We start from the raw sequence: 21,240 nt of genomic DNA, 5'->3' as shown, positions 1-21,240 counted from the left end.
CCCTTTGGGGCGGCCACTTTCGTTAGGCTCAGCACATGACTGAGGAACTCTATGTGGGCGGCGCTCAGATTGACTTTGAGGAAGCACGGAATTTCGCCAGGCGTTATTTCGGTTCCGAAGGAAGAACGTGGTCCTATCCGGCCTATGATTCCTACCCCGGTCACCCGGGCCCGGCGGTTGGGCATGCTGACCTGTTAGCCGTCGCCCTTCTGAACGCTCATCAGAAGCCAGTGGAAACCTACTATGGGCTGGAGTCGATGCTGCCCATTATCAACGGGCGTCTGGCCGATCCACATCTAACTGGGTCCCTTGCCGAAGCTGGCGAGCAGACTATTGAGGCACTGGCGCGACTGTTCGGGACATTGGACGAGCACAAACCCTCCCAAGTAGGACTTACCAAGCTGTCTAAAGTGCTCCACCGCAAGCGGCCGGAACTCATACCCCTCTACGACAAGAACATCTACTCCTGCTACGTCGGTGAGGGCAGGCCGCTACCTGAGGACGACAATCGGAGTTGGTTCAACTTGGCCAAGCTTTTGATGCGTGCGATGAAGTTCGATCTTGAATCACAGATCGACTCGTGGAGAGCTATCGCCGCTTTAGCTACTGGGCCCGCCGTCACGCCGCTCCGAGCGATGGACATCATTGGGTGGCGATTAGGCGCGCAAATCCGGGACAGTAGCTACCTCGGTGAGTTCCGTCATAGGCGTGCTTCCACGGCCGCGTAGTGATTGTGCCTCTAGCGACGGGTCGTCAGGCCAGCGGATTTTCGCCTATTGCATGGGCCACACAGGACTTGCAGATTCTCAACATTGCTGCTGCCTCCCATGGACACTGGGATGATGTGATCGAATTGAAGCTCGCCGGTCGATCCGCAACTCCGGCACCGGCCTTCATCACGGGCCCAGACGTACTGTTTCGCATCGTCCGGGATGGCGCGACGAACGGCTGCGGCTCGAGGCGTCGAACCCATAGCGACCGTTGCTTGGGCTCTGTCGATTTGCTGCTGCCTGCGTTGGTTCTTCATTACTAACAGTGCCCGAATTTCTGCTGAACGGAGCCCTTCGTTCTCCCAGTAGAATCCGTTTTCGAATTGCCAGTAGCGTCGCTCACCGATTGTGGTGAGAGCAATGGGGTACTCACTTTGGCGTTTAAGGGTTTCCGCAAATTCAGGCTTCGTAAACTTGCCCAATCGGTAAGAATTCCGGCCGATCGTTAGAACGACGGGGCCTTTACCTGTCCAAAAGCTCGGTTGATGAAAAAGGCTGACGTTATCGGCCTTTCGAAGCATGTCCTACCCCCACTTAGTTCTGGCAGCCACTTCGATTCGAGGCGCTGGTGTGATTCCATACTCTAATTGACGGCAAGGACAATGAACTCGGGTTGATTGAGCGGCACGCTATGTGACGAATCTGGAGTGCGGGTTGGAAACAATAGGCACCCCACCTCGCGCCCGCTTCAGATCCTTCCGCAGTCCTCGGTTATCAGCCCGGAGCTCCCTATTGTCGTCAGCCAGCCCCTGATTGTCCTCGGCCAACCCGCGATTCGTAGCCTCCAACTCAAGCACCAGCTTCACGCCGGCCAGGTTCAGCCCTTCATCCAGGAGCACCCCGATCCGTCGCAGCGTCGCCAGGTTCCGTTCGCTGTAACGGCGAGTTCCGCCGTCGGTCCTCTCCGGAGTGAGCAGGCCTTTGCGCTCGTACAACCGAAGGTTCTGCTGGCCAGTGCCCACGAGTTCAGCTGCTACGGAGATCGCGTAGACACCCAGCGCGTCGCGCCCGCCCCCGTCCCGTTTGCCAGTCGAAGCAGGGCCGCCGCCGGGCGCGGACGCGCCCAATCCGCCGTCGTGCTCCTCCGCAGCAGAACCCGCCATCAAGACCTCCCAAAATCCACTTGCACCACTCTCTCGCCGGTGCTATAAAAAATCTATACCAGCCACCACAGATCAGGAAGAGCTGGCACAACAACAGAATCATCATCAAGACCAGAGGAGTGAGAACAAAATGCTGATGCGCACTGACCCGTTCCGCGAATTCGACAGGCTCGCCCAACAGGTTTTTGGCACAACAGCACGCCCTGCCGGCATGCCCATGGATGCCTGGCAGGAGGGCGAGGAGTTTGTCGTTGCCTTTGATTTGCCCGGTGTGAGCCCTGACTCCGTCGACCTCGACGTCGAGCGCAACGTCCTCACCGTCAAGGCAGAACGGAAGTCGCCGGCGGGCGAGAACTCAGAGATGATCGCCGCCGAACGCCCGCAAGGCGTCTTCAGTCGGCAACTGATCCTGGGCGACACCTTGGACACCGAAGGCGTCAAGGCCAGCTACGACTCGGGCGTGCTGACACTCCGTATCCCCGTCGCAGAGAAGGCCAAACCACGGCGCATCGAGATCACGTCCAACGGACAACGGCAAGAGATCAACGCCTGACCCGTCCGCCCTGTCGGAAGGCTCACCCGGGGGTGGCCAACCGGCAGGGCGCCGACCGGGAACAGGCGCCGACCGGGAACAACGGAGGCGGCCGCATCGGAATAGTTGGGCGCAGGCTTCGCGCCACGTCACAGCGTTTCTTAGCGCACATGAAAGCGGCCCCCGCCCGTCGTCTCCCGATTGATGGCCCCCGGTTCACGCCGGGGGCCATCCCCAAGTCCGCTGCAGGAAACCGGAACCAGACGTGAGCGATCAACCTGACCACTACGCCACTTTGCACGTGCCGCCCGACGCGACGGCCCGCGACATCACCCGCGCCTACCGCGCGCTGCTCCGGACCCATCACCCGGACACACATCAAAAGGTCGACGACGGCGACACCACCTCCGCGGCCGACCTCAAGGAACTGCACGCCATCATGCAGGCGTACGTCGTTTTGTCGGACCCAGGAAAGCGGGCGGCTTACGACCAGGCGCGGCGGAGCGGTGTGCCCGCACGAAGGCCCGGAACGCCTGGAACGCCGGTGAAGGTACGGGTCCATCGACATGAACCGGCAGGCAGCAAGGAAACCAAGCCGCCCCTGTCTTTCGGACCAACCCAATGGGAGCCTTCATCCCGAACCCACAGAACACCAAGGAGGCATTCATGAGTGCTTGGCGTCCGTACGACGGCCACATCATTCCCGCGTTCTACGAACGATTCGAGAAGCGCTGGGGGAGAGGAACAGCACCGTTCCTCGACCCCGAAGTCCACGAGCAACCCATGCCACGGGCCCAGTGGATCAACCCGGACACGGGCGCGGCGGTAGCTGTTGTCCCCATCTGGACCGACGATCCCGAGCAAAGGTCCTTCGGCGTCTTCTACCTGCCACCCGCCGGCGATATCTGGATGCTCCGCCCGGGGCTCACCACATTCCTGGAACCCAGTGCCGGATCCAGTAAAGAGCAGGTGACGCTCCGCAACGACGCCTTCAAGAAGGCCGTCAACCACGCCAAGGAGTTCATCTACGGCCCGCAGCTTTGAGGGGGTGCGCCGAGGGGCGGGATCTCGGGGGAAAGTAGGCTTCAAACTGCTGGGGTGTCGCCCCTCGGCGAGGGAATAGCCACAATTGCGGACCGATCCTGACCTCGATCAGCCGTAGTCTGAAACCACGGAACCCCGACGAAGAGGATGCAGTCATGACCGCGGCAGACCCGACCATCAGCACAGTCCCGACTGGCTACTCCAGCGTCAGCCCCTGGCTCATCACTCGAGACACGAACGCCCTCTTCGAGTTCATCACGGCTGCGTTTGGCGCTGAGGAGATCGACCGGGTCGTTGGCGAGGACGGGACCATCGGGCACGCGGAAGCGCGGATCGGCGACTCAGTAGTCCTCGCATTCGACAGCCGACCGCATTGGCCCGCAACGCCGTCGTACCTCCGCCTTTATACGCACGACGCCGATGCCGCCTTCCACGCCGCCCTCGCCGCGGGTGCCACCACGGTTTCGGTCCCCGACAACAGCGCCTGGGGCGACCGTGGCGCCCGGATTCTGGACCCGCTGGGGAACGTCTGGTGGATCATGTCGCACATGGAAGACGTCTCCGACGACGAAGCCGCCAGCCGCTGGCAGGCCCCCGAATACGCGGCGGGGATGGACTATGCGGTCGAATCCCTCCATCGGCACATGATCGGCCAGCCGGACGCACGCGTCCCCGATGAAGTGACGTCCATGTCCCCGCTGGTTCGAGCCGACGGCATCAGCCACATTCCCGCTGGCTACCGTTCCGTGGAACCCTGGATCATCACGCGCAGCACACCCGGGCTCCTGGACTTCATCACTGCCACGTTCGGCGCCCAGGAAGCGTTCCGGGTCCCCATGGAAGACGGGTCCATCGGCCACGCGGAAGCGAGGATCGGCGACTCAAACGTCCTTGCCTTCGATTCCCGCCCGGACTGGCCGCCGACTCCGGCTTTCCTCCGCGTCTACGTCGACGACGGCGAGGCCACCTTCGCTGCCTCGCTCGCAGCAGGTGCCACGGCGGTGACGACCATGACGGAGATGTTCTGGGGAGAAACAGTGGGCTGGGTCAGGGACCCCTTGGGAAACCTCTGGTGGATCCACTGCCGGGTCGCAGAGCTCAACGAGGAGGAGGCCTACACGAGGATGGGCGATCCCGAGTTCGTGAAGGCCATGGAGTACGTATCGGGCGTGGACTTCTTCGCGAGGGGTTAGCTCTCGGCAGTAAGCGGGCTTCAACGTGCGCAGAGCCAACCGCGGGCTTATTGCCAGAAATCCTTGTGAGGGGCAGCAGCCTCGTCCTCCAGGAGAGGGCCCACCACAGAGATTTTGCGCTGACCGCGGCTGAAGACTTCGCGGCAGGGAAGGGACAGAGTGGGGTTTTCGGGATTGTCTCCCGTAATGCTCAGCAGTGATTCTTCGCTGAGCCCGTAGACCACTCGCCCGATGCCCGTCCAGTAGACAGCACCGGCACACATCGCACATGGTTCTGCGCTGGTGTACAGCGTTGACCGCGCCAGTTGCTCGGTATTGAGCTGTCGAAATGCTTCCGCCGCAGCCCTGAGTTCGGCGTGCTGGGTCGGGTCGCCTTCCAGCGGCATCGAATTGTTTCCCTTCGAGCTCACCACCGTGCCATGTTCGTCCACCACCACGGCGCCGAATGGATGCCGTCCCTCAGCCTTGACTTGGTGGGAAAGCGTGATGGCCAGGCGCAGGAAGTCCACGTCCTGTTGGGAGACGGCAGAGCCGGGGTTCGCAGTGTTTGTCACTTCTGAATCTCTCTTGATATGGGTTAGACGGAGAGGCCGTGGGGCTCACCGACGCGGTCGAGGTACTCACGACGCCGCGCAAACAGCCCCTCAAAGCCCCGAGAAGTCGCCCCTCAGCGGAAGGCACGGCACAAAGCAAAAAGAAGGCTGGTGCAGCCTAGGGAAAGAATCCCAAGGCGGCTGCACCAGCTGCTAGTACGACTTTCTGCTATGAGTTGTGACACCTATTCATTGGCCGCTCCTAGTTCCCGGCTTCGATTGTTTCCGGGCCTTTCAAAGTCTGTGCAGGTGAGGCGGAGCTGAGGTGGCAACTGAGGGCTCCGTACCCCGGGAGAACACCTCCCATCTTACGGCGGCTGCGTGAAAAAAGCGCTGGAATTCGCGGTATTTCAGGGGCGCCTGCGGGCCGTGCGCTGCCTGCCGTGGCACGATAGATCACGATGAAACTGCGCGCTGATCAGACCGGAAACCGTGGCCTCCCGATGCCCCTTTGGCTGCAGGGTGGTTTGGAATCGGCGCAGGCGGCCTTCATTTCGGCCATCGTGGTGGTGCTCCCGCTGGTGGGAGTGTGGGCCACCGACGGATTCCAAGACCGGAACGTGGACTCCTTGGCTCGCTTGGCCGGCCAGGCCTGGCTGCTGATTCACGGCGTTCCGCTGGAGTTGGCCCAAGTCAGCCTCGGCACTGCGGGCCAGCCGGGCTCGGGCCTGTTGTCACTCATTCCTTTGGGCCTGACGCTCATCCCCTTCCTGCTCGCCTGGCGGGCCGGGCGCCGCCTCGCCCGTGCCTCGTACACAGACCAGCTGTGGCAGGCATTCTTTGGCGCATTCGTTGTCTACGCGGCTTTCGGTGCAGCTACCGGGTTCGTGTGCCGCACCTCCGAAGTGGTCATCAACCTCTGGCTGGCCATGACCATTCCGCTGATCTCCTTCGGCCTGGGCATGATCGTCGGCGCCCGACGCGAGGCAGGCTCGTGGAGCCGCCTGATCGGCGTTGACGCCGTAGCCTGGCTTGCTAAGACGAGCCAGCACTCGCGCTGGGCGGGCTCGTATGTGGGCTCGGCGTTGAAGGCCGGCTTTGTCGCGGCGATGGCTGCCGTGTGTTTGGCCGCACTGCTCCTGGCGGCGACCATTGTGTGGCACTGGACGGACATCATCGCCGTCTACGAAGGCATCCAAGCCGGCGCCCTCGGCGGAGCCGTGCTCACTATCGCGCAGCTTGGATTCCTGCCGAACCTCGTGATTTTCGCCCTGTCCTGGTCCTCCGGCGCCGGCTTCTCGCTCGGCGTTGGCTCGACGGCGGGTCCGTTGGGTACCGCCGTCGGACCGCTCCCGGCCGTCCCGGTCCTTGGGGCCCTTCCCGCGGGACAGCTCGACGCCGGGGCCATGGCCCTCGCGCTTCCCGTCGTAGCGGGCATCCTGGCAGGCTGGTGGTTCCTGCGTGAAGGCGAAAACCACTTCGACGAGTGGCTCTCCATCAAGATCAAAGCCCGCTGGTTCACGGCAACCGTCTCAACCCTGTTCCTGGGCGCATTCATCGGCGCAGTTACCGGTCTGTTGGGCGGTGCCTTGGCGTGGATCGCGCGCGGATCGGCCGGCATTGGCCGGCTCACGGAAATCGGACCCCACCCGTTGTGGACGGCAGTCTGGCTGGCCGCGGAAGTGGGCATCGGCGTCGTTATCGGTTACGCAGTGGGGCCGTGGCTGGAACGCCGTCAGAAGCTGCGCGAGGCGGACCTCGACGAAGCAGCGTACGACGACGAACACGCCTAAGCGGGTCCTCTTCCGCTGGCGCTGGGGAGCCTCAGCCGGCTTAGCGAAGCGACCCCGGCATCGAGTCCTCGAGCTGCGTCATGCACTGCGTTTTGGCGGATTCCGTCAACGCCCCGCGCGAGCAATCCTGGTACGTGCTGACCTGGTTGAAAAAGAGCATCGACGTCAGGATGAGCAGGCACATGACGGCCGAAACGATGAGGCCGGAGATGGTCCCGAAGAGAATCAGCCGCGGGTGCTTGTACTTCAGCGTCCTCACCAGAACCACAATCCCCAACACCAAACCCGCGAGCGTCAGGATGGCACTCAACCACACGTAATTCACGTTCAGGGAGAACACGAAGAACGCGCCCAAAGCCGTCAAAAGGAATGCACGGAACAGGATTTGGGTCACGCCGAGGGCGGACTTTTCGGCCTCTGAGCGGGGTTGCTGGCTCGGCTTGGGACCGACGTCGGGATTCATGTTTTCCAGCCTACGCGAGCCGCCCATAAGCTAGTGCAATGCGCATTGTTGTCCTCGTCTCCGGTACCGGTTCCAATCTTCAGGCAGTCATCGACGCCGTGAAGTCGGGTGAACTGGATGTCGAGATCGCCGCTGTGGGTGCCGACCGCCCCGACACGTATGGCGTGGAACGCTCCGACGAGGCCGGCATTGAGACCTTCGTGGTCAACTTCAACTCGTTCGAAACCCGTGCTGAATGGGACACCGCACTGCGCGACAAGGTCCTTTCCTACCAGCCGGACGTCGTGGTGTCTTCCGGGTTCATGAGGATCGTCAGCTCCGACTTCATTGATGCATTCGGTGGCAAGTACGTCAACACGCACCCCGCGTTGCTCCCATCCTTCCCTGGCGCCCACGGAGTGCGCGACGCCATCGCGTACGGCGTGAAGGTCACGGGCTGCACCGTTCACTGGGCCGACGCCGGCGTGGACACGGGCCCCATCATTGCCCAGGAAGCCGTTGCTATCCTTCCTGAGGACTCCGAAGAATCCCTGCACGAGCGCATCAAGGTCGTGGAGCGCCGCCTGCTGGTCCAGACCCTCGCAGACCTCGCCGCCGCACCCAACTGAGTCGCAGCACCTGTTCCACTGAGCCCTGAGTGGAGCGTTTGCTGTTACCTAGTTGGGTGGCAGGAACGAAAGGCTGTGGATAACGCCCCAGGCTCCCGTCGCATTTGCCAGCATGGGCTGATGAAGATCCCACGGCCGCTCCCGGCAGACCTCACTTCGAAATCCTTTACAACGCAGGAAGCACTCGATGCCGGAGTGTCGGTTGGGCGCCTGCGTTACCGGGATCTGGACTCGCCGAGCCGAGCCATTCGAGTCCCTCGTCTGGACACCGAACATGCCTTCGCGGACATGGTTCGGCCGATCACTCAGGTCACACCATTTTCGGCGGCGTCCCACGCGACGGCGTTCCTACTATGGGGGTTTCCTGGCTTCCTGCCCGGCAGCCACGAGCCTGGGATTCATATTTCGCGGCCCCACGCCATGGCCATCCCTCGACGGCGCGGTGTGGTGGGACATCGAGGTCAGTTCTTCGAGGATGAAATCACCACGTTCAATGGCCTGCTCATCACCAGCCGGGCTCGGACGTGGCTGGACTGCGCGCGGAAGATGGACATCGACGAGATCACCGTTGTGGCCGATCATTTGCTGCGTATCCCCAGACCGGAATTCGAAGGACGGAGTTCGCCCCACTGCGCCATGGATGAGCTCGAAGAGATGCTTGACCGTCACTGGGGGACACCTGGCATCCGCAAGGCCCGCCTCGCTTTGGAACAAGCATGCGTGGGGTCCGACTCGGCTCCCGAAACGCGACTGAGGCTGGCGCTCAAGTGGGCTGGCCTACCCACAGCGGAAGTCAATGTTCCTACGGAGCTAGGTCCCGGCGTCGTGCGTCAACCGGATTTGGCCTATCGCGAGCAGCGCGTTGCCGTGGAGTACGAAGGTGAGGGTCACTCGGATCCGGAGCAGATCGTGAGGGACATCGCCCGGGAGGAGGATTACAGTCGAGCCGGCTGGACCCTCGTGAGGATCTCAAAGCGGCACATGAGCAACAACGCGAGGTCCGCCGTGGCCAAGGTGCGGCGGGCGCTCGAACAACGCGGCTGGTCACCCAAGTAAGTCGCAGTTCAGGTCGTTCCCAGGGCTGGGAACGACCTGAACTGCGACTCAGTTGGGTACGAGGCGGGGCGGTTACGAGAGTTCGCGCTGCTTCGTTTCGGGGGCGAAGAACGCCATCCACAGCACGGACAGCAGCACCAGACCACCAGCCATGGCGAAGGACTGCGCCAATCCGAACTCCGGCCAGAAGAACGAGGCAAACACCAAGGGCCCAAAGCCTGCCCCGATCCGGGAGAACGTCGACGCCCAGCCGAAGCCCGAGCCGCGAAGCTCAGTCGGGTACAGCTCGGACACATACGCATAAAGCACAGGGATGGCCACCTGGACCACGAAGCCGAACACCAGCAGCCAGAACACGGCCGCCGAGGGAACGTCCACCACGAACGCCACGATCACCAAGGTCAAAGCGGACAACGGACCGGTGATGGCCAGGATCCACTTGCGACCCACCCGCTCCACCAGCAGCGCTGCCACCACCACACCCAGGAGTCCGACGGCGGCCATGCTCGCCGTCGTGACGAACGCCTTGTACTCCTCAAACCCAGCACCGATGAGAATGCGCGGCATCCACGTCAGCGACAGGTAATAGACCAGCAGGATGCTGAAGAAGAGTGCCCAGGCAGCGGTGGTGATCTTCCAGTTGAACTGCCAAATCCGCCGCAACTGGGCCCAGGCGCTGCCGGGGGAGAGGCGCGGCGCAGCCTGCGGTTCGGGCAGGCTATACGCCCGCGGCGAAGCACCTGTCGCCTCGACCAGGCCATCAATGACCGCCGCAGCCTCGGCACGGCGACCCGCACGGATCAGGAACAGCGGTGACTCGGGAACCGAACGGCGCACCCAGAAAACGAGCAACGCGGGCAGCACCATGATCAGCATGGTGAGCCGCCAGTCGCCGAAGGCAGCAACGAGCCCGGCCGAGATAAAGCCACAGAGCGCAGCACCGATCGGCCACCACCCGTCCATGGCCGTGAGCACCTTGCCCCGTTGCTTCCGCGGAGTGAACTCACCCACCAGTGCGTAGTCCACGGGGATGCAGCCGCCCAGGCCGAAACCGGCCATGAAACGGAAGATGCAGAACCACACGATGTCCGGTGCGAACGCACCCAGAACCGTGAAGATGCTGAAAATCAGGAGGGTGGCCGTGAAGGCCTTCTTGCGTCCGATGGTGTCCGCAATGGTGCCCCATGCGAACGCACCCACGGCCATGCCGATCAGGTTGGCCGTGCCGATCCACGCAGCGTCAGCCGGCTGCAGGGACCAGTGCTTGGACAACAGCGGAATCAGGATGCCGTTCAGCGTGACATCCCAGGCGTCGAACATGAACCCGAGCCCGCCGATCAGGAAAATCCGTCCTTGGACCTTCCACCGCCATGGCAGGTCCTGCACAACTTGTTCGCCGCTGGGCACGGCTGTGTATGTATTCATTTGCCCTCCTGCATGCAACTTTATGCGCTGGGCACCGGGCTGCCGTCCGGGCTACTTCTGGTTCTCGATCGCCCGCCGCAGGAAACCACCGGCTTCCTCCAGGGCACCCTTGGCCTGACCAGCCTCGATGCCTGTCAGGAGCACCAAAATCGCCGCCTTGACCGAACCGCCAACCGAATCCAACGCGGCAGCGGCCTCATGGGCATCAACGCCGGTTGCGTGCTGAACGGTGCGCTGCGATCGGGCCAGCAGCTTTTCATTCGTGGCGCGCAAGTCCACCATGAGGTTGCCGTACGTCTTGCCAAGCTTCACCATCACCAGCGTGCTGATCATGTTGAGGACAAGTTTCTGGGCCGTGCCCGAGTTCAGCCTGGTGGAACCCGCGATGAACTCCGGACCCACCACAACCTCGATCGCAGCATCCGCCACGTGACTTACTGCCGAGCCCTTGTTGCACGCCAGCGACGCCGTGAACGCGCCCCGCTTCCGGGCTTCTTCCAACGCACCGATCACGTAAGGCGTCCGGCCCGAGGCCGTGATACCCACGACGGCGTCGGCTTCGGTCACGTTGATATCGTGCAGGTCGCGCGCGCCAGCAGTTGCGTTGTCCTCGGCGTACTCAACGGGTTTCTGGATCGCCTGCACACCGCCTGCGATGAGTCCGACGACGAGTCCGGGCGGGGTGCCGAACGTTGGCGGGCATTCGCTCGCGTCGAGCACACCCAAGCGACCGGCCGTGCCGGCTCCCACATACAAAAGGCGGCCGCCGCGCTGGAGCCGCTCCGCAACGGCGTCGACGGTTTGAACAATGGCGGCACTGGCCGCTTCAACCGCAGCGTGTACTCCTGAACTGTGGGAAAGCATCGCGGCCACGAGTTCTTCGGTGCCCAGGATGTCCAGGTTTTCCAGGCCCTCGGCCGTGGCCTCCGTCGCCAACCCTGCGAGTTCCGTGCGCAGGCCCGCGAGTTTGTCCGCGTCGTTGGGGTTAGTCGGGCCAGTTTGTGCCGTCACGGTGGATGTACCTTTCCTGGATGAGCCCGCGGCGCGTCGCAGCGAGGGCAGCACCGTCCAAGCCATCGCCGAGCGGGGCCACCACCTCAATCCCAGCCGAAGCGAGTGACTTCCGCAAGAGCGCCGCGAAGAAGTCCGAGCCCACCACTCCGCCCAGCATCGCCACGCGGGGTGTGCCGCCCTCGTCGCCGCTGGACGCGAGCTTCACGGTGCGGGTCAGGATGCGGCACGCCTCGCCGATGATGTCATGCGCGACGGCGTCACCCGCCTCCGCCGCGTGCAGAACCAGCGGCGCGAAACGGGCCATCGCGCGGTAGGGGTTCTCGTTGGCCGCGAGCCAGCCCGGCAGCATCCCGGGCGACTCGACCAGTGCGCCGGCCGCAGCCGACAGCGATGTGGCAGGGCCGCCGTCGTGTGCTTCAAGAACTGCCTGCAGGCCTTGCTGGCCGATCCATCGTCCGCTGCCGCGATCCCCAAGATAGGGTCCCCAGCCGTCGGCCCGGTGCAGGACTCCGGAGTCATCGAACCGGAAGGCGACGGCGCCTGTCCCAACGATGAGCGTGGTGCCGGGGGCGCCCTGGAGCGCGCCGAGCTGGGCGGCCGTGGCATCGGAGAGCACGGCTGCCGGGACACTGAACCGCTGGGACAGCATGGTGGCGAGTTCCTGCGACTTCTCGGCGGATGCTTCAACCCCGGCCACGGCGGCCCCAATACCGGTCAAGGTGCTGACGGGGAGGCCGGGCGGCAATTGGCTGACCGTCTCAAGGAGGAGGTCGAAAGCCATCGTTGGCCCGTTGTCCACGTGCACTCCGGGGAAGCCATGCTGGTCGGCGGCGCCCAGCAACTCTGTACCGCTGCGCAACTCGACGCGGCAGCGGCTCTTCCCTACATCGGCAACAAGTACGACATCGTTGGGGGCTTCCATGGATCAACCCTATGTTGCGTGGCCCGCTCTGCGTGTTTGGCGAGCGGTTTGGGGTGCAAAGCCGGCCTCGCAACGGGTGGTCCGTGAGTTGTGGGGCCCGCTCTGCGTGGTTGGTCGGGGTTTCGGGGCGCAAAGCCGGCCTCGCATTTTCTGTGGAGGAAAAGTCAAAAGCCCATCAAAGGGCGATTTCTGTGGATAACCGAATGTGAGCCATCATTTCCGGCAAGCATGGGCCCATGCGGAATCTCACTCCCTTGCCTCTGAACGTCGACCCTCAAGGCTTCCTCGTCGCCGACGCTTACGCTTCCGGCGTACCACGGTGGCGACTCCAGACGAAAGAACTTGTGACGCCGAGCCGTGGCATCCGTATCGCTAGGGCAAACGAACGCGACCTCGAACTGCTCGGGCGGCTGCACACCGCTGTGACTCCACGCTGTGCAGTCAGCCACGTCACTGCAGCGTTGTTGTGGTGCATGCCGCTCCCCATCTACCTCGAGGAAGAGGGCAGGAGCGGGCTAATCCATGTGACCCGCCGGCAAGAGATCGGGAGGGTCAAGCGTCGGGGGGTGGTCGGGCACCGGGCTCCGCTCTTGGCGCGGGATGTTCGGGTGTTGAACGGTGTCCAAATGACTTCGCCGGAATGGACGTGGGTGGATCTGGCTAGACACATGGGCAGGTCATCGCTTGTGGCCGCCGGCGATTTTCTGTTGGCGCGCGAGAATCCGTTGTCCTCGCTTGAGGCGATCCAGGAAGTCATCAATAGACGCCCCAAGGTCAAAGGCATCCGGATGGCCCGGGAAATTCTGCCATTGTTGCGCACGGGCGTAGATTCGCCGCAGGAGTCAAGGCTGCGTCTGAAAATCGTCGACGCCGGGCTGCCGGAGCCAGCTGTCACCCAGCCAGTTTATGACGATCACGGTCGCTACATCTCAACGCCAGACCTCCAGTACAAGGGGTACAAAATTGCTATGGAATACGAGGGCGATCATCACCGCGCCGACCCAGTGCAGTGGGGCAAGGACATCGAACGCGACGATCGGCTTCGCGCGTTGGGGTGGATTGTCCTGAAATTCTCCGAAGTCCAGATGAAGGGCGGGTGGGTCAATGCCGAGCGGAAAGTGCGGGACGCTTTGACGTCGCGCGGGTGGCGAGGGCCGTCGTCATGAAAGTTCGCTGGGGGTGCGATTTGTGGGGCCTGGTGTGCGTGGGTGGTGGGTGGTTTGGGGCGCAGAGCGGGCCTCGCAACGTAGGGGGTTAGTTTGTGGGGCCTGGTGTGCGCCTTTCGTGCTCCGAGGGGGCGTAGAGCGGGCCTCGCAACGCAGGGGTGCGACTTGTGGGGCCTGGTGTGCGTGGGTGGTGGGTGGTTTGGGGCGCAGAGCGGGCCTCGCAACGTAGGGCATCAAAGACGCAAAACCGGACCAACCACGAAACACGATAAACTCTCCGTATCCCCACACCCGCGATACCACCCGCGATATCTACGCGAACTAAGACGGAGACTTTTGTGAGCTTGACGCAGCTTGACCGTGTTCCCATCCGCCGTGCACTGATCTCGGTTTACGACAAGACGGGACTGGAGGAGCTCGCGAAGGGCCTGCACGCAGCCGGCGTCGCCATTGTTTCCACCGGCTCCACCGCCAAGAAGATCGCCGCCGCAGGCATCCCGGTCAAGGAAGTCGAAGAAGTCACCGGCTCCCCGGAAATGCTGGACGGCCGCGTCAAGACCCTGCACCCGCGCGTGCACGGCGGCATCCTGGCCGACCGTCGCGTCCCGGCACATATGGACACTTTGGCCGGCATGGAGATCGAAACCTTCGACCTCGTGGTGGTGAACCTCTACCCGTTCGTCGAGACCGTGAAGTCCGGCGCAGCGCAGGATGACGTGGTGGAGCAGATCGACATCGGAGGCCCCGCCATGGTGCGTTCGGCCGCGAAGAACCACGCCGCCGTCGCCATCGTCACGGACCCGCACTTCTACGGCGCAGTAGTCGACGCCGCAGCCCACGGCGGTTTCGACCTGAACACCCGGCGCCGCCTGGCTGCCAAGGCCTTTGCGCACACGGCCAGCTACGACAATGCGGTTGCCACCTGGACCGCCAGCCAGTTCCTCGACGAAGACGGCGACGGAATCATCGACTGGCCCGCCTACGCCGGCCTCGCCCTGGAACGTTCCGAGGTCCTGCGCTACGGCGAGAACCCGCACCAGCAGGCCGCGCTGTACGTGGACAAGGCTGCCCCGGCTGGCATCGCCCAGGCCGACCAGCTGCACGGCAAGGCCATGAGCTACAACAACTTCGTTGACGCCGATGCCGCCCTCCGCGCTGCCTTCGACTTCGCCGAGCCCGCAGTAGCGATCATCAAGCACGCCAACCCCTGCGGTGTCGCCGTCGGTTCGGCTGATGCTGCGGACCCGATCGCCGACGCCCATGCCAAGGCCCACGCCTGCGACCCCGTCTCCGCGTTCGGCGGCGTCATCGCGGCGAACCGCACAGTGACCGCCGGAATGGCTCAGACCGTTGCTGGCATCTTCACCGAGGTTGTCATCGCACCGGACTTTGAGCCGGAAGCCGTGGAGATCCTCTCCAAGAAGAAAAACATCCGCCTCCTCGCCCTTCCCGAGGGCTACGGCCGCTACCCGGCCGAAATGCGCCAGGTTTCCGGCGGCGTCCTGGTCCAGATGAGCGACAAGGTGGACGCCGACGGCGACAACCCCGCCAACTGGACCCTCGCAGCCGGCGAAGCAGCTGACGAGGCAACCCTGGCGGACCTGGCCTTCGCCTGGACCGCGTGCCGCGCCGCGAAGTCCAACGCGGTCCTGATCGCCGACCACGGTGCCGCCGTGGGTATCGGCATGGGCCAGGTCAACCGCCTGGACTCCTGCCGCCTGGCCGTCGAACGCGCCAACACGCTGGGCGTGCAGGTGGAGTCCGACGTCGAAGGTGCCGGCGGTGCCTCCAACGCCAGCGGTTCAGACGCACCTGAGCGTGCCCGCGGTGCCGTTGCAGCCTCGGATGCGTTCTTCCCGTTCGCTGACGGCCTGCAGATCCTGATCGACGCCGGTGTCCGTGCCGTCGTCCAGCCGGGCGGTTCGGTCCGCGACGAGGAAGTCATCGCCGCAGCCAACGCTGCCGGCATCACGATGTACTTCACCGGCGCACGCCACTTCTTCCACTAGAAGAGGTACAGCCCGCGAGGGCCATAGCAGCACAACGAAACGGCGGCCGCCCCCAGTAGGGGACGGCCGCCGTCGTTATTAACAGGGACTTGCTAAATCGGTTACGAAGCCGACGCGGTGTTGTAGGTGGACTGGATCACGGTGCCCCAGTACGGGCCGTACATGGTGCTGGAGTTGCTGCCGTAGCCGTAGCTGTTCACGGAGTTCTGGTAGCCGGAGGAGCTGTTGCCGATGAACCACGGACCGCCCGAGGAACCACCGGTCATGTTGCAGGGGATACCCTGCGTGGCGAACTGCGGGTTGTAGGGATCGTTGGTGGCGGTGCCGGAGCAGCTCTTGAGCGATTCACCGTTGAAGGGCGAGCCTGCAGGGTAACCGAAGGACTTGTAGCTCAGGCCGCGGGCGGCGTTGAACTGGACGCCGGAGGAGCCTACGACGTCGGCGAGCTTCTGGCCGTTGAGGGTGTTCATGACAGCAAACGCGGTGTCGTACTGCATGTTGCCGTTGGAGGCCCACTGGGTGGGGGCGTACAGCGCCTTTGCCGTCCACTTCCCGTAGGGTGCTGCGCCGTTGAGGTACGCGGGAACGAAGACGAAGTTGGTGGCGTAGGCGCCCGGGCCCTCATTGAGGCAGTGTCCGGCGGTGGACACGGTGCTCTTGTTGGCCGCGGTGACCGAGTTGCCGGAGCAGACGTAGTTGGAGCCGCCCAGGGTGAAGAAGATCTTGCCGATGTGCTTGACCGGCGTTTCGCTCTGGTTGACCTTGCGATCGATGGTCTTGGATTCGGTGGTGGCCTGCTGGCCGGCGATGCTGCTGACGGCGCCCGGGGCTTCGGTGACCGGGGCCTTGCCGAGGTTGAGGAGCTTGCCGCGATCCAGTGCCTTGGCGGCCAGGATTTCGCCGGACTGGGCGGTCTTCATGCGCTCCGGCGTCCAGTAGTCTGCAGCGCCGGCGTCCGACACTGTGTGGCTGCTGACCGCAGAGCTGCTGGAGTCTGTGGTGTTTACCGGAGCCGCGTTGGCGCTGGTGGTGCCGACCAGCGCCAGGATTGCGGCAGCGGACAGACTCAGCAGGCTTGTGGCCAGGGTCTTGGTTTTTGTCACGTTGTTCCTACCTATCGAGGGAGTGAGGCGGCCAGTGATGGCGACCGCCGACTGACGGAATTGAAGGTATCGAACGTATGACAAGTTTGTAAAGAGATGTTTCATAGTTTGTGATAATTTGCTGTCACTTGCTCGTCAAGTGGCGGGGTCCCTTTGGCGTGCGGTTGAACCGCTGCAAACGTTAGTCGTTTTTGGCGGTGACATTGCCCGGGAGGGGCTCCGGCACAGCACCCGGCCATTGACCGTCCTGTGTGAGCAGTGAGAGATTCCGCGCGCCCTCGGAGTCATCGGTGCTGAGCGGGATGACGACGGTGCTGTGCTGCGAAGGGTCACGGCTGAGGGGCGGGATCCAGCCCGACCCCGTGGCGGCGGACGCCAGGTCGAAGAACGGCTCCCCGTCAGCGGTGCTTGCGCTGATCTGGATCTGCGTATTCGGCATGTAGCCCTCGCCCACGGACCACGTGCTCCGGACGATGTAATCCACCAGCACGTCGCCGCGGAGAACGGTGTATCCGGGGTCAATGTCGAACGCCACGGAGTACCCGGTGTTGCCCTTCACATTCGGAGGACCCCCTCCGGCGAAGTCGGTAACCGAGATCCCGGGGACGGCGTCGATGGCCTCGCGGGCTTCCGCGAGCGTCTGGCCCGTGCCGGCGTCGTGCGGGATGGTCTGCCGTGGTGACGGCGCGGGAACGGTGCAAGCGGTCAGGGTGAGAAGAATCCCGGCAACGACGGCAGCCCGGGCGAAGGATCGGTTCGTGCGGGTCATGGTTTCACTATGTTCGGTTTTGCTTGGAATGCGATACTGACGCGCCCGGGAGCCCGCAGAAACCACGGCAGTCGACGCCCGACGCCGGTCGGCAGCGACGGCGGTCAGGTCGCCGTCGGGCGTAAATCGCTTTCCCGGGGTGGTAACGAACACGTGATCCCGGACACGAAGGGCCGTCAAAACGGCGTGCTCGGGTAAGTTAGGAGATGTTGAAATCTGCAGACTTTCAGGGAGAACCCCGCCAATGGCCAAGATTATCTATACCCACACAGACGAAGCGCCGATGCTGGCAACCTACTCATTCCTGCCGATTGTGGAAGCGTACGCCTCAACCGCAGGTGTAGAGGTGGAGACCCGCGACATTTCGCTGGCCGGCCGCATCATCGCCGTCTTCGGCGATTTCCTGACCGAAGAGCAGCGCACAGGCAACGCCCTGGCTGAACTTGGTGAACTGGCAAAGCAGCCGGAAGCCAACATCATCAAGCTGCCCAACATCAGCGCCTCCGTGCCGCAGCTCAAGGCTGCCATCGCCGAACTCCAGGCCCAGGGCTACGCCCTCCCGGACTACCCGGACAACCCCTCCTCGGACACCGAGACGGACATCCGCTCCCGCTACGACAAGATCAAGGGCTCCGCTGTGAACCCGGTGCTGCGCGAAGGCAACTCGGACCGCCGCGCACCCCTGTCGGTGAAGAACTACGCCCGCCAGAACCCGCACTCCATGGGTGCTTGGTCCGCTGATTCCAAGACCAACGTTGCCACCATGGGCGAGAACGACTTCCGCTCCAACGAGAAGTCCGTGGTCCTCAAGGCCGACGATTCCCTGAGCATCCAGCTGGTCCGCGAAGACGGCACCACCAAGGTCCTCAAAAAGGACTTCCCCGTCCTGGCCGGCGAAGTCGTGGACGCCACCGTCCTGCGCGCCGACGCCCTGGACGAGTTCCTCAAGGCACAGGTTGCCCGCGCCAAGGAAGAGGGCGTCCTCTTCTCCGCACACCTGAAGGCCACCATGATGAAGGTCTCGGACCCCATCATCTTCGGCCACGTCGTCAAGGCGTACTTCTCCGAGCTGTTCGACACCTACGGCAAGCAGCTCGCAGCCGCAGGCATCAGCCCGAACAACGGCCTGGCAGCAATCCTCAGCGGTCTGGACGACCTGCCCGAAGACGTCCGCGAAGGCGTCAAGGCAGCCATCACCAAGGGCCTCGAAGACGGTCCCGCACTGGCCATGGTCGACTCCGACAAGGGCATCACCAGCCTGCACGTTCCCTCGGACATCATCGTTGACGCCTCCATGCCGGCCATGATCCGTTCCTCCGGCCACATGTGGGGCCCGGACGGCAAGGAAGCCGACACCCTGGCAGTCATCCCGGACAGCTCCTACGCCGGCATCTACCAGGTAGTCCTGGACGATTGCCGCGCCAACGGCGCGTTCGACCCCACCACCATGGGCACCGTTCCCAACGTGGGCCTCATGGCGCAGGCAGCCGAAGAATACGGCAGCCACGACAAGACCTTCGAGATCCAGGCAGCCGGCACCGTCCAGCTCGTGGACAGCAAGGGCACCGTCCTGACCGAGCACCAGGTCTTCCCGGGCGACATCTGGCGCGCATGCCAGACCAAGGACATCCCGGTCCGCGACTGGGTCAAGCTGGCCGTTACCCGCGCCCGCGCGTCCCAGACCCCGGCCGTGTTCTGGCTGGACGAGACCCGCGCGCACGACGCTAACCTCATCGCCAAGGTCAACGAATACCTCCAGGAACACGACACCGAGGGCCTGGAAATCAAGATCCTCTCCCCGGTTGACGCCACGGCCTTCACGCTGGAGCGCATCCGCAAGGGCGAGGACACCATCTCCGTCACCGGTAACGTCCTCCGCGACTACCTCACGGACCTGTTCCCGATCCTCGAGCTGGGCACCAGTGCCAAGATGCTCTCCATCGTTCCGCTGATCAACGGTGGCGGCCTGTTCGAGACCGGCGCCGGTGGCTCCGCTCCCAAGCACGTCCAGCAGCTGGTGAAGGAAAACCACCTCCGCTGGGACAGCCTGGGCGAATTCCTGGCCCTGGCCGTCAGCTTCGAGCACCTTGCCACCACCACGGGCAACGCCCGCGCACAGGTCCTGGCTGACACGCTGGACCGCGCCACGGGTACGTTCCTGCTGGAAAACAAGTCCCCGCGCCGCAGCGTTGGCGAGCTGGACAACCGTGGAAGCCACTTCTACCTGGCCACCTACTGGGCCCAGGAACTGGCCAAGCAGACCGAGGACGCCGAGTTGGCCCAGGACTTCGCAGCAATCGCTGAGGCCCTGACCTCCAACGAGGAGGCAATCGTCGGCGAGCTGGCCGCAGTCCAGGGTCCCGCCGTCGAACTGGGCGGCTACTACCGTCCGGACGCCGCCAAGGCCGCTGAGATCATGCGCCCGTCGGCTACGTTCAACAAGGTCCTCGCGGACCTGAAGAAGTAGTCCCTCGAGCCCGGGTGCCTTTCACGGGCGCCCGAGCTCCGAGTTTTTGTACAGATAATGCCCCCAAGACGCGGTCTTGGGGGCATTATCTGTACAAAAACTCCTAGCGGTCCGCGTGGAACCGCTCCGGTGCCACGCCGCCGTCGACGATGTCTTTCAGCACCCGGCCAATCGCCGGGGTGAACTTGAATCCGTGACCCGAGAACCCGGCGCCCACCACCAGGGGACCGAAACGGTCCAGGACGAAGTCCTCGTTGGGCGTGGTGGTGTAGGTGCAGCTGATGGGAACCGCGGTGGAAGGGTCGACGCCGGGAAGCCACTCTTCTGCGTACCGCACCAGCGCTTCCATCTGGTGGGGGATGGGCTCGAACGTGCGCTCGTCGGGGTCCATGACGGGGCCGACGCCGTGCCAGCCGGCCTTCACGCCTTCGCCCGGGGTGAGCATGCCGTAGACCGGGCTGTACCAGTACTCGTAGGCTTCGTTGTTGGGATCGGGGTCCGGGCTGTGGTTGAAGCTCGGCCACACGAAGGTGTTGTCTGTCGGTGTGAAGTGGGCCGGCTGCTCCTGGGTGACTACCAACGCGGGCAGGTCCGTGAGCTTGCCGATGAGCTTGGGGGTCCAGGCTCCGGCGGTGACCACCACCCGATTGGCCGTGTATTCGGTCTCCTCGGTAACCACCACCACCGATTCGGCGCCGTCGACGCGGATGTCGCGGACCGGCGTCGAGTAGTTGAAGACCGCACCGTGGGCCTCGGCGGATTTGCGGAGCGCCGCCAGTGCGTCGGCGGAACGGATCCGGCCTGAACCCGGCACGAAGAGGACGTCGGTGGCGAAGTTCATGCCCAGCCAGCGGTTGGCGGCCTCTTCGGCGGAGATGAAGTAGCTCTCGATGCCGCGTGCCTCGTGGGCCTCGCGGACTTCTTTCAAACGGGGGAGGTTGCCGTGGTTCGCCAACCCCACCAGGTCCAGCAGCGGCGCGCCGTTCTCGGCAGCCAGTTCGTCCCAGAGGGTCTTGGATTCGGCCAGGAGGTCCAGGTAGTCGGCCTCGGCGTAGGCGGTGTTGAAATTGCGGGTGGCGCCGTGCGAAGCGCCGATATGGTGCCCGGCCTCAAACTGCTCCAACAGGACCACCGAGCGGCCCGAGCGGGCGAGTTGCCACGCGGCCGCCGATCCCATGGCTCCTCCGCCAACAACTACAACATCGACCTGCATGCCTGCTCCATTCGCCCTCTTCAACAACCCCAAACAGGGCCACCTCCCATTCTGCCC

21 protein-coding genes are annotated in these 21,240 nt (G+C 63.8%); 11 read left to right on the top strand and 10 right to left on the bottom strand.

Annotated elements, in window-relative coordinates:
* The first annotated feature begins 35 nt into the window (after positions 1–35).
* Entirely contained in the window at positions 36–728 is a 693-nt protein-coding gene (locus ACSSVG_RS03960; RefSeq protein WP_253467087.1) for a DUF6308 family protein, read from the top strand.
* An 11-nt stretch (positions 729–739) separates the two neighbouring features.
* Here the strand turns inward: ACSSVG_RS03960 and ACSSVG_RS03955 are convergent, their stop codons facing one another.
* On the bottom strand, positions 740–829 hold the full coding sequence (locus ACSSVG_RS03955) for an HNH endonuclease (protein WP_492419137.1): 90 nt from the start codon (positions 827–829) through the stop codon (positions 740–742).
* 570 nt (positions 830–1,399) lie between these two features.
* The gene (locus tag ACSSVG_RS03950; RefSeq protein ID WP_492417411.1) at positions 1,400–1,873 is read right to left on the bottom strand and encodes a MerR family transcriptional regulator; all 474 of its coding nucleotides are present in this window, start codon (positions 1,871–1,873) and stop codon (positions 1,400–1,402) included.
* Positions 1,874–2,003: 130 nt separating this feature from the next.
* Here ACSSVG_RS03950 and ACSSVG_RS03945 point away from each other — a divergent pair, with 130 nt between their 5' ends.
* The 4 genes from ACSSVG_RS03945 (at position 2,004) to ACSSVG_RS03930 (ending at position 4,642) form a co-directional block, all read left to right on the top strand.
* On the top strand, positions 2,004–2,426 hold the full coding sequence (locus ACSSVG_RS03945; protein ID WP_492417409.1) for an Hsp20/alpha crystallin family protein: 423 nt from the start codon (positions 2,004–2,006) through the stop codon (positions 2,424–2,426).
* Positions 2,427–2,670: 244 nt separating this feature from the next.
* Positions 2,671–3,075 (top strand): J domain-containing protein, encoded by a 405-nt coding sequence (locus ACSSVG_RS03940; protein ID WP_492417407.1) that lies wholly within the window; start codon positions 2,671–2,673, stop codon positions 3,073–3,075.
* Positions 3,072–3,449 (top strand): hypothetical protein, encoded by a 378-nt coding sequence (locus ACSSVG_RS03935; protein ID WP_492417405.1) that lies wholly within the window; start codon positions 3,072–3,074, stop codon positions 3,447–3,449. Before ACSSVG_RS03940 ends, ACSSVG_RS03935 begins: the two co-directional genes overlap by 4 nt.
* 155 nt (positions 3,450–3,604) lie before the next feature.
* On the top strand, positions 3,605–4,642 hold the full coding sequence (locus tag ACSSVG_RS03930; protein ID WP_492417403.1) for a VOC family protein: 1,038 nt from the start codon (positions 3,605–3,607) through the stop codon (positions 4,640–4,642).
* A 47-nt stretch (positions 4,643–4,689) separates the two neighbouring features.
* Here the strand turns inward: ACSSVG_RS03930 and ACSSVG_RS03925 are convergent, their stop codons facing one another.
* Positions 4,690–5,196 (bottom strand): nucleoside deaminase, encoded by a 507-nt coding sequence (locus tag ACSSVG_RS03925; protein ID WP_492417401.1) that lies wholly within the window; start codon positions 5,194–5,196, stop codon positions 4,690–4,692.
* Between the two features lie 440 nt (positions 5,197–5,636).
* On the opposite strand from ACSSVG_RS03925, the gene ACSSVG_RS03920 reads away from it, so the two are divergent.
* On the top strand, positions 5,637–6,968 hold the full coding sequence (locus ACSSVG_RS03920; protein WP_492417399.1) for a cell division protein PerM: 1,332 nt from the start codon (positions 5,637–5,639) through the stop codon (positions 6,966–6,968).
* 40 nt (positions 6,969–7,008) lie between these two features.
* Here the strand turns inward: ACSSVG_RS03920 and ACSSVG_RS03915 are convergent, their stop codons facing one another.
* Positions 7,009–7,458: a hypothetical protein gene (locus ACSSVG_RS03915; protein ID WP_231341513.1), complete on the bottom strand. Its 450-nt coding sequence runs from the start codon at positions 7,456–7,458 to the stop codon at positions 7,009–7,011.
* Between the two features lie 11 nt (positions 7,459–7,469).
* Between ACSSVG_RS03915 and purN the strand changes: the two genes are divergently transcribed.
* Together purN and ACSSVG_RS03905 are read left to right on the top strand one after the other, a co-directional pair.
* Positions 7,470–8,039, top strand: coding sequence for a phosphoribosylglycinamide formyltransferase (gene purN, locus ACSSVG_RS03910; protein ID WP_492417397.1), 570 nt, complete (start codon positions 7,470–7,472; stop codon positions 8,037–8,039).
* Between the two features lie 120 nt (positions 8,040–8,159).
* Complete coding sequence (locus tag ACSSVG_RS03905) at positions 8,160–9,095, top strand: hypothetical protein (RefSeq protein ID WP_253467115.1); 936 nt, start codon at positions 8,160–8,162, stop codon at positions 9,093–9,095.
* 72 nt (positions 9,096–9,167) lie between these two features.
* Here the strand turns inward: ACSSVG_RS03905 and ACSSVG_RS03900 are convergent, their stop codons facing one another.
* The 3 genes from ACSSVG_RS03900 to ACSSVG_RS03890 are packed head-to-tail and all read right to left on the bottom strand — an operon-like array spanning position 9,168 to position 12,456.
* Positions 9,168–10,520 (bottom strand): MFS transporter, encoded by a 1,353-nt coding sequence (locus ACSSVG_RS03900; RefSeq protein WP_492417395.1) that lies wholly within the window; start codon positions 10,518–10,520, stop codon positions 9,168–9,170.
* Between the two features lie 51 nt (positions 10,521–10,571).
* Entirely contained in the window at positions 10,572–11,531 is a 960-nt protein-coding gene (murQ, locus tag ACSSVG_RS03895) for an N-acetylmuramic acid 6-phosphate etherase (RefSeq protein WP_492417393.1), read from the bottom strand.
* Positions 11,506–12,456, bottom strand: coding sequence for an N-acetylglucosamine kinase (locus ACSSVG_RS03890; RefSeq protein ID WP_492417391.1), 951 nt, complete (start codon positions 12,454–12,456; stop codon positions 11,506–11,508). The genes murQ and ACSSVG_RS03890 overlap by 26 nt, the downstream gene beginning before the upstream one ends.
* 236 nt (positions 12,457–12,692) lie before the next feature.
* Between ACSSVG_RS03890 and ACSSVG_RS03885 the strand changes: the two genes are divergently transcribed.
* Positions 12,693–13,622, top strand: a complete 930-nt coding sequence (locus ACSSVG_RS03885) for a putative endonuclease domain-containing protein (RefSeq protein ID WP_492417389.1) — start codon at positions 12,693–12,695, stop codon at positions 13,620–13,622.
* Between the two features lie 338 nt (positions 13,623–13,960).
* Positions 13,961–15,631 (top strand): bifunctional phosphoribosylaminoimidazolecarboxamide formyltransferase/IMP cyclohydrolase, encoded by a 1,671-nt coding sequence (purH, locus tag ACSSVG_RS03880; RefSeq protein WP_492417387.1) that lies wholly within the window; start codon positions 13,961–13,963, stop codon positions 15,629–15,631.
* A 101-nt stretch (positions 15,632–15,732) separates the two neighbouring features.
* Here the strand turns inward: purH and ACSSVG_RS03875 are convergent, their stop codons facing one another.
* Both ACSSVG_RS03875 and ACSSVG_RS03870 read right to left on the bottom strand, forming a co-directional pair.
* Positions 15,733–16,839, bottom strand: a complete 1,107-nt coding sequence (locus ACSSVG_RS03875) for a trypsin-like serine peptidase (RefSeq protein WP_492417385.1) — start codon at positions 16,837–16,839, stop codon at positions 15,733–15,735.
* 76 nt (positions 16,840–16,915) lie between these two features.
* Entirely contained in the window at positions 16,916–17,503 is a 588-nt protein-coding gene (locus ACSSVG_RS03870) for a hypothetical protein (RefSeq protein WP_492417383.1), read from the bottom strand.
* 244 nt (positions 17,504–17,747) lie between these two features.
* Here ACSSVG_RS03870 and ACSSVG_RS03865 point away from each other — a divergent pair, with 244 nt between their 5' ends.
* On the top strand, positions 17,748–19,970 hold the full coding sequence (locus tag ACSSVG_RS03865; protein WP_492417382.1) for an NADP-dependent isocitrate dehydrogenase: 2,223 nt from the start codon (positions 17,748–17,750) through the stop codon (positions 19,968–19,970).
* A 103-nt stretch (positions 19,971–20,073) separates the two neighbouring features.
* Here the strand turns inward: ACSSVG_RS03865 and ACSSVG_RS03860 are convergent, their stop codons facing one another.
* On the bottom strand, positions 20,074–21,183 hold the full coding sequence (locus ACSSVG_RS03860) for an FAD-dependent oxidoreductase (RefSeq protein WP_492417381.1): 1,110 nt from the start codon (positions 21,181–21,183) through the stop codon (positions 20,074–20,076).
* Positions 21,184–21,240: the final 57 nt, after the last annotated feature.

The organism is Paenarthrobacter sp. E2MeOHC11, assembly GCF_058744955.1.
Note: the sequence above shows the minus strand (reverse complement) of the source record. Positions and strands in the feature narration are given on the sequence as shown.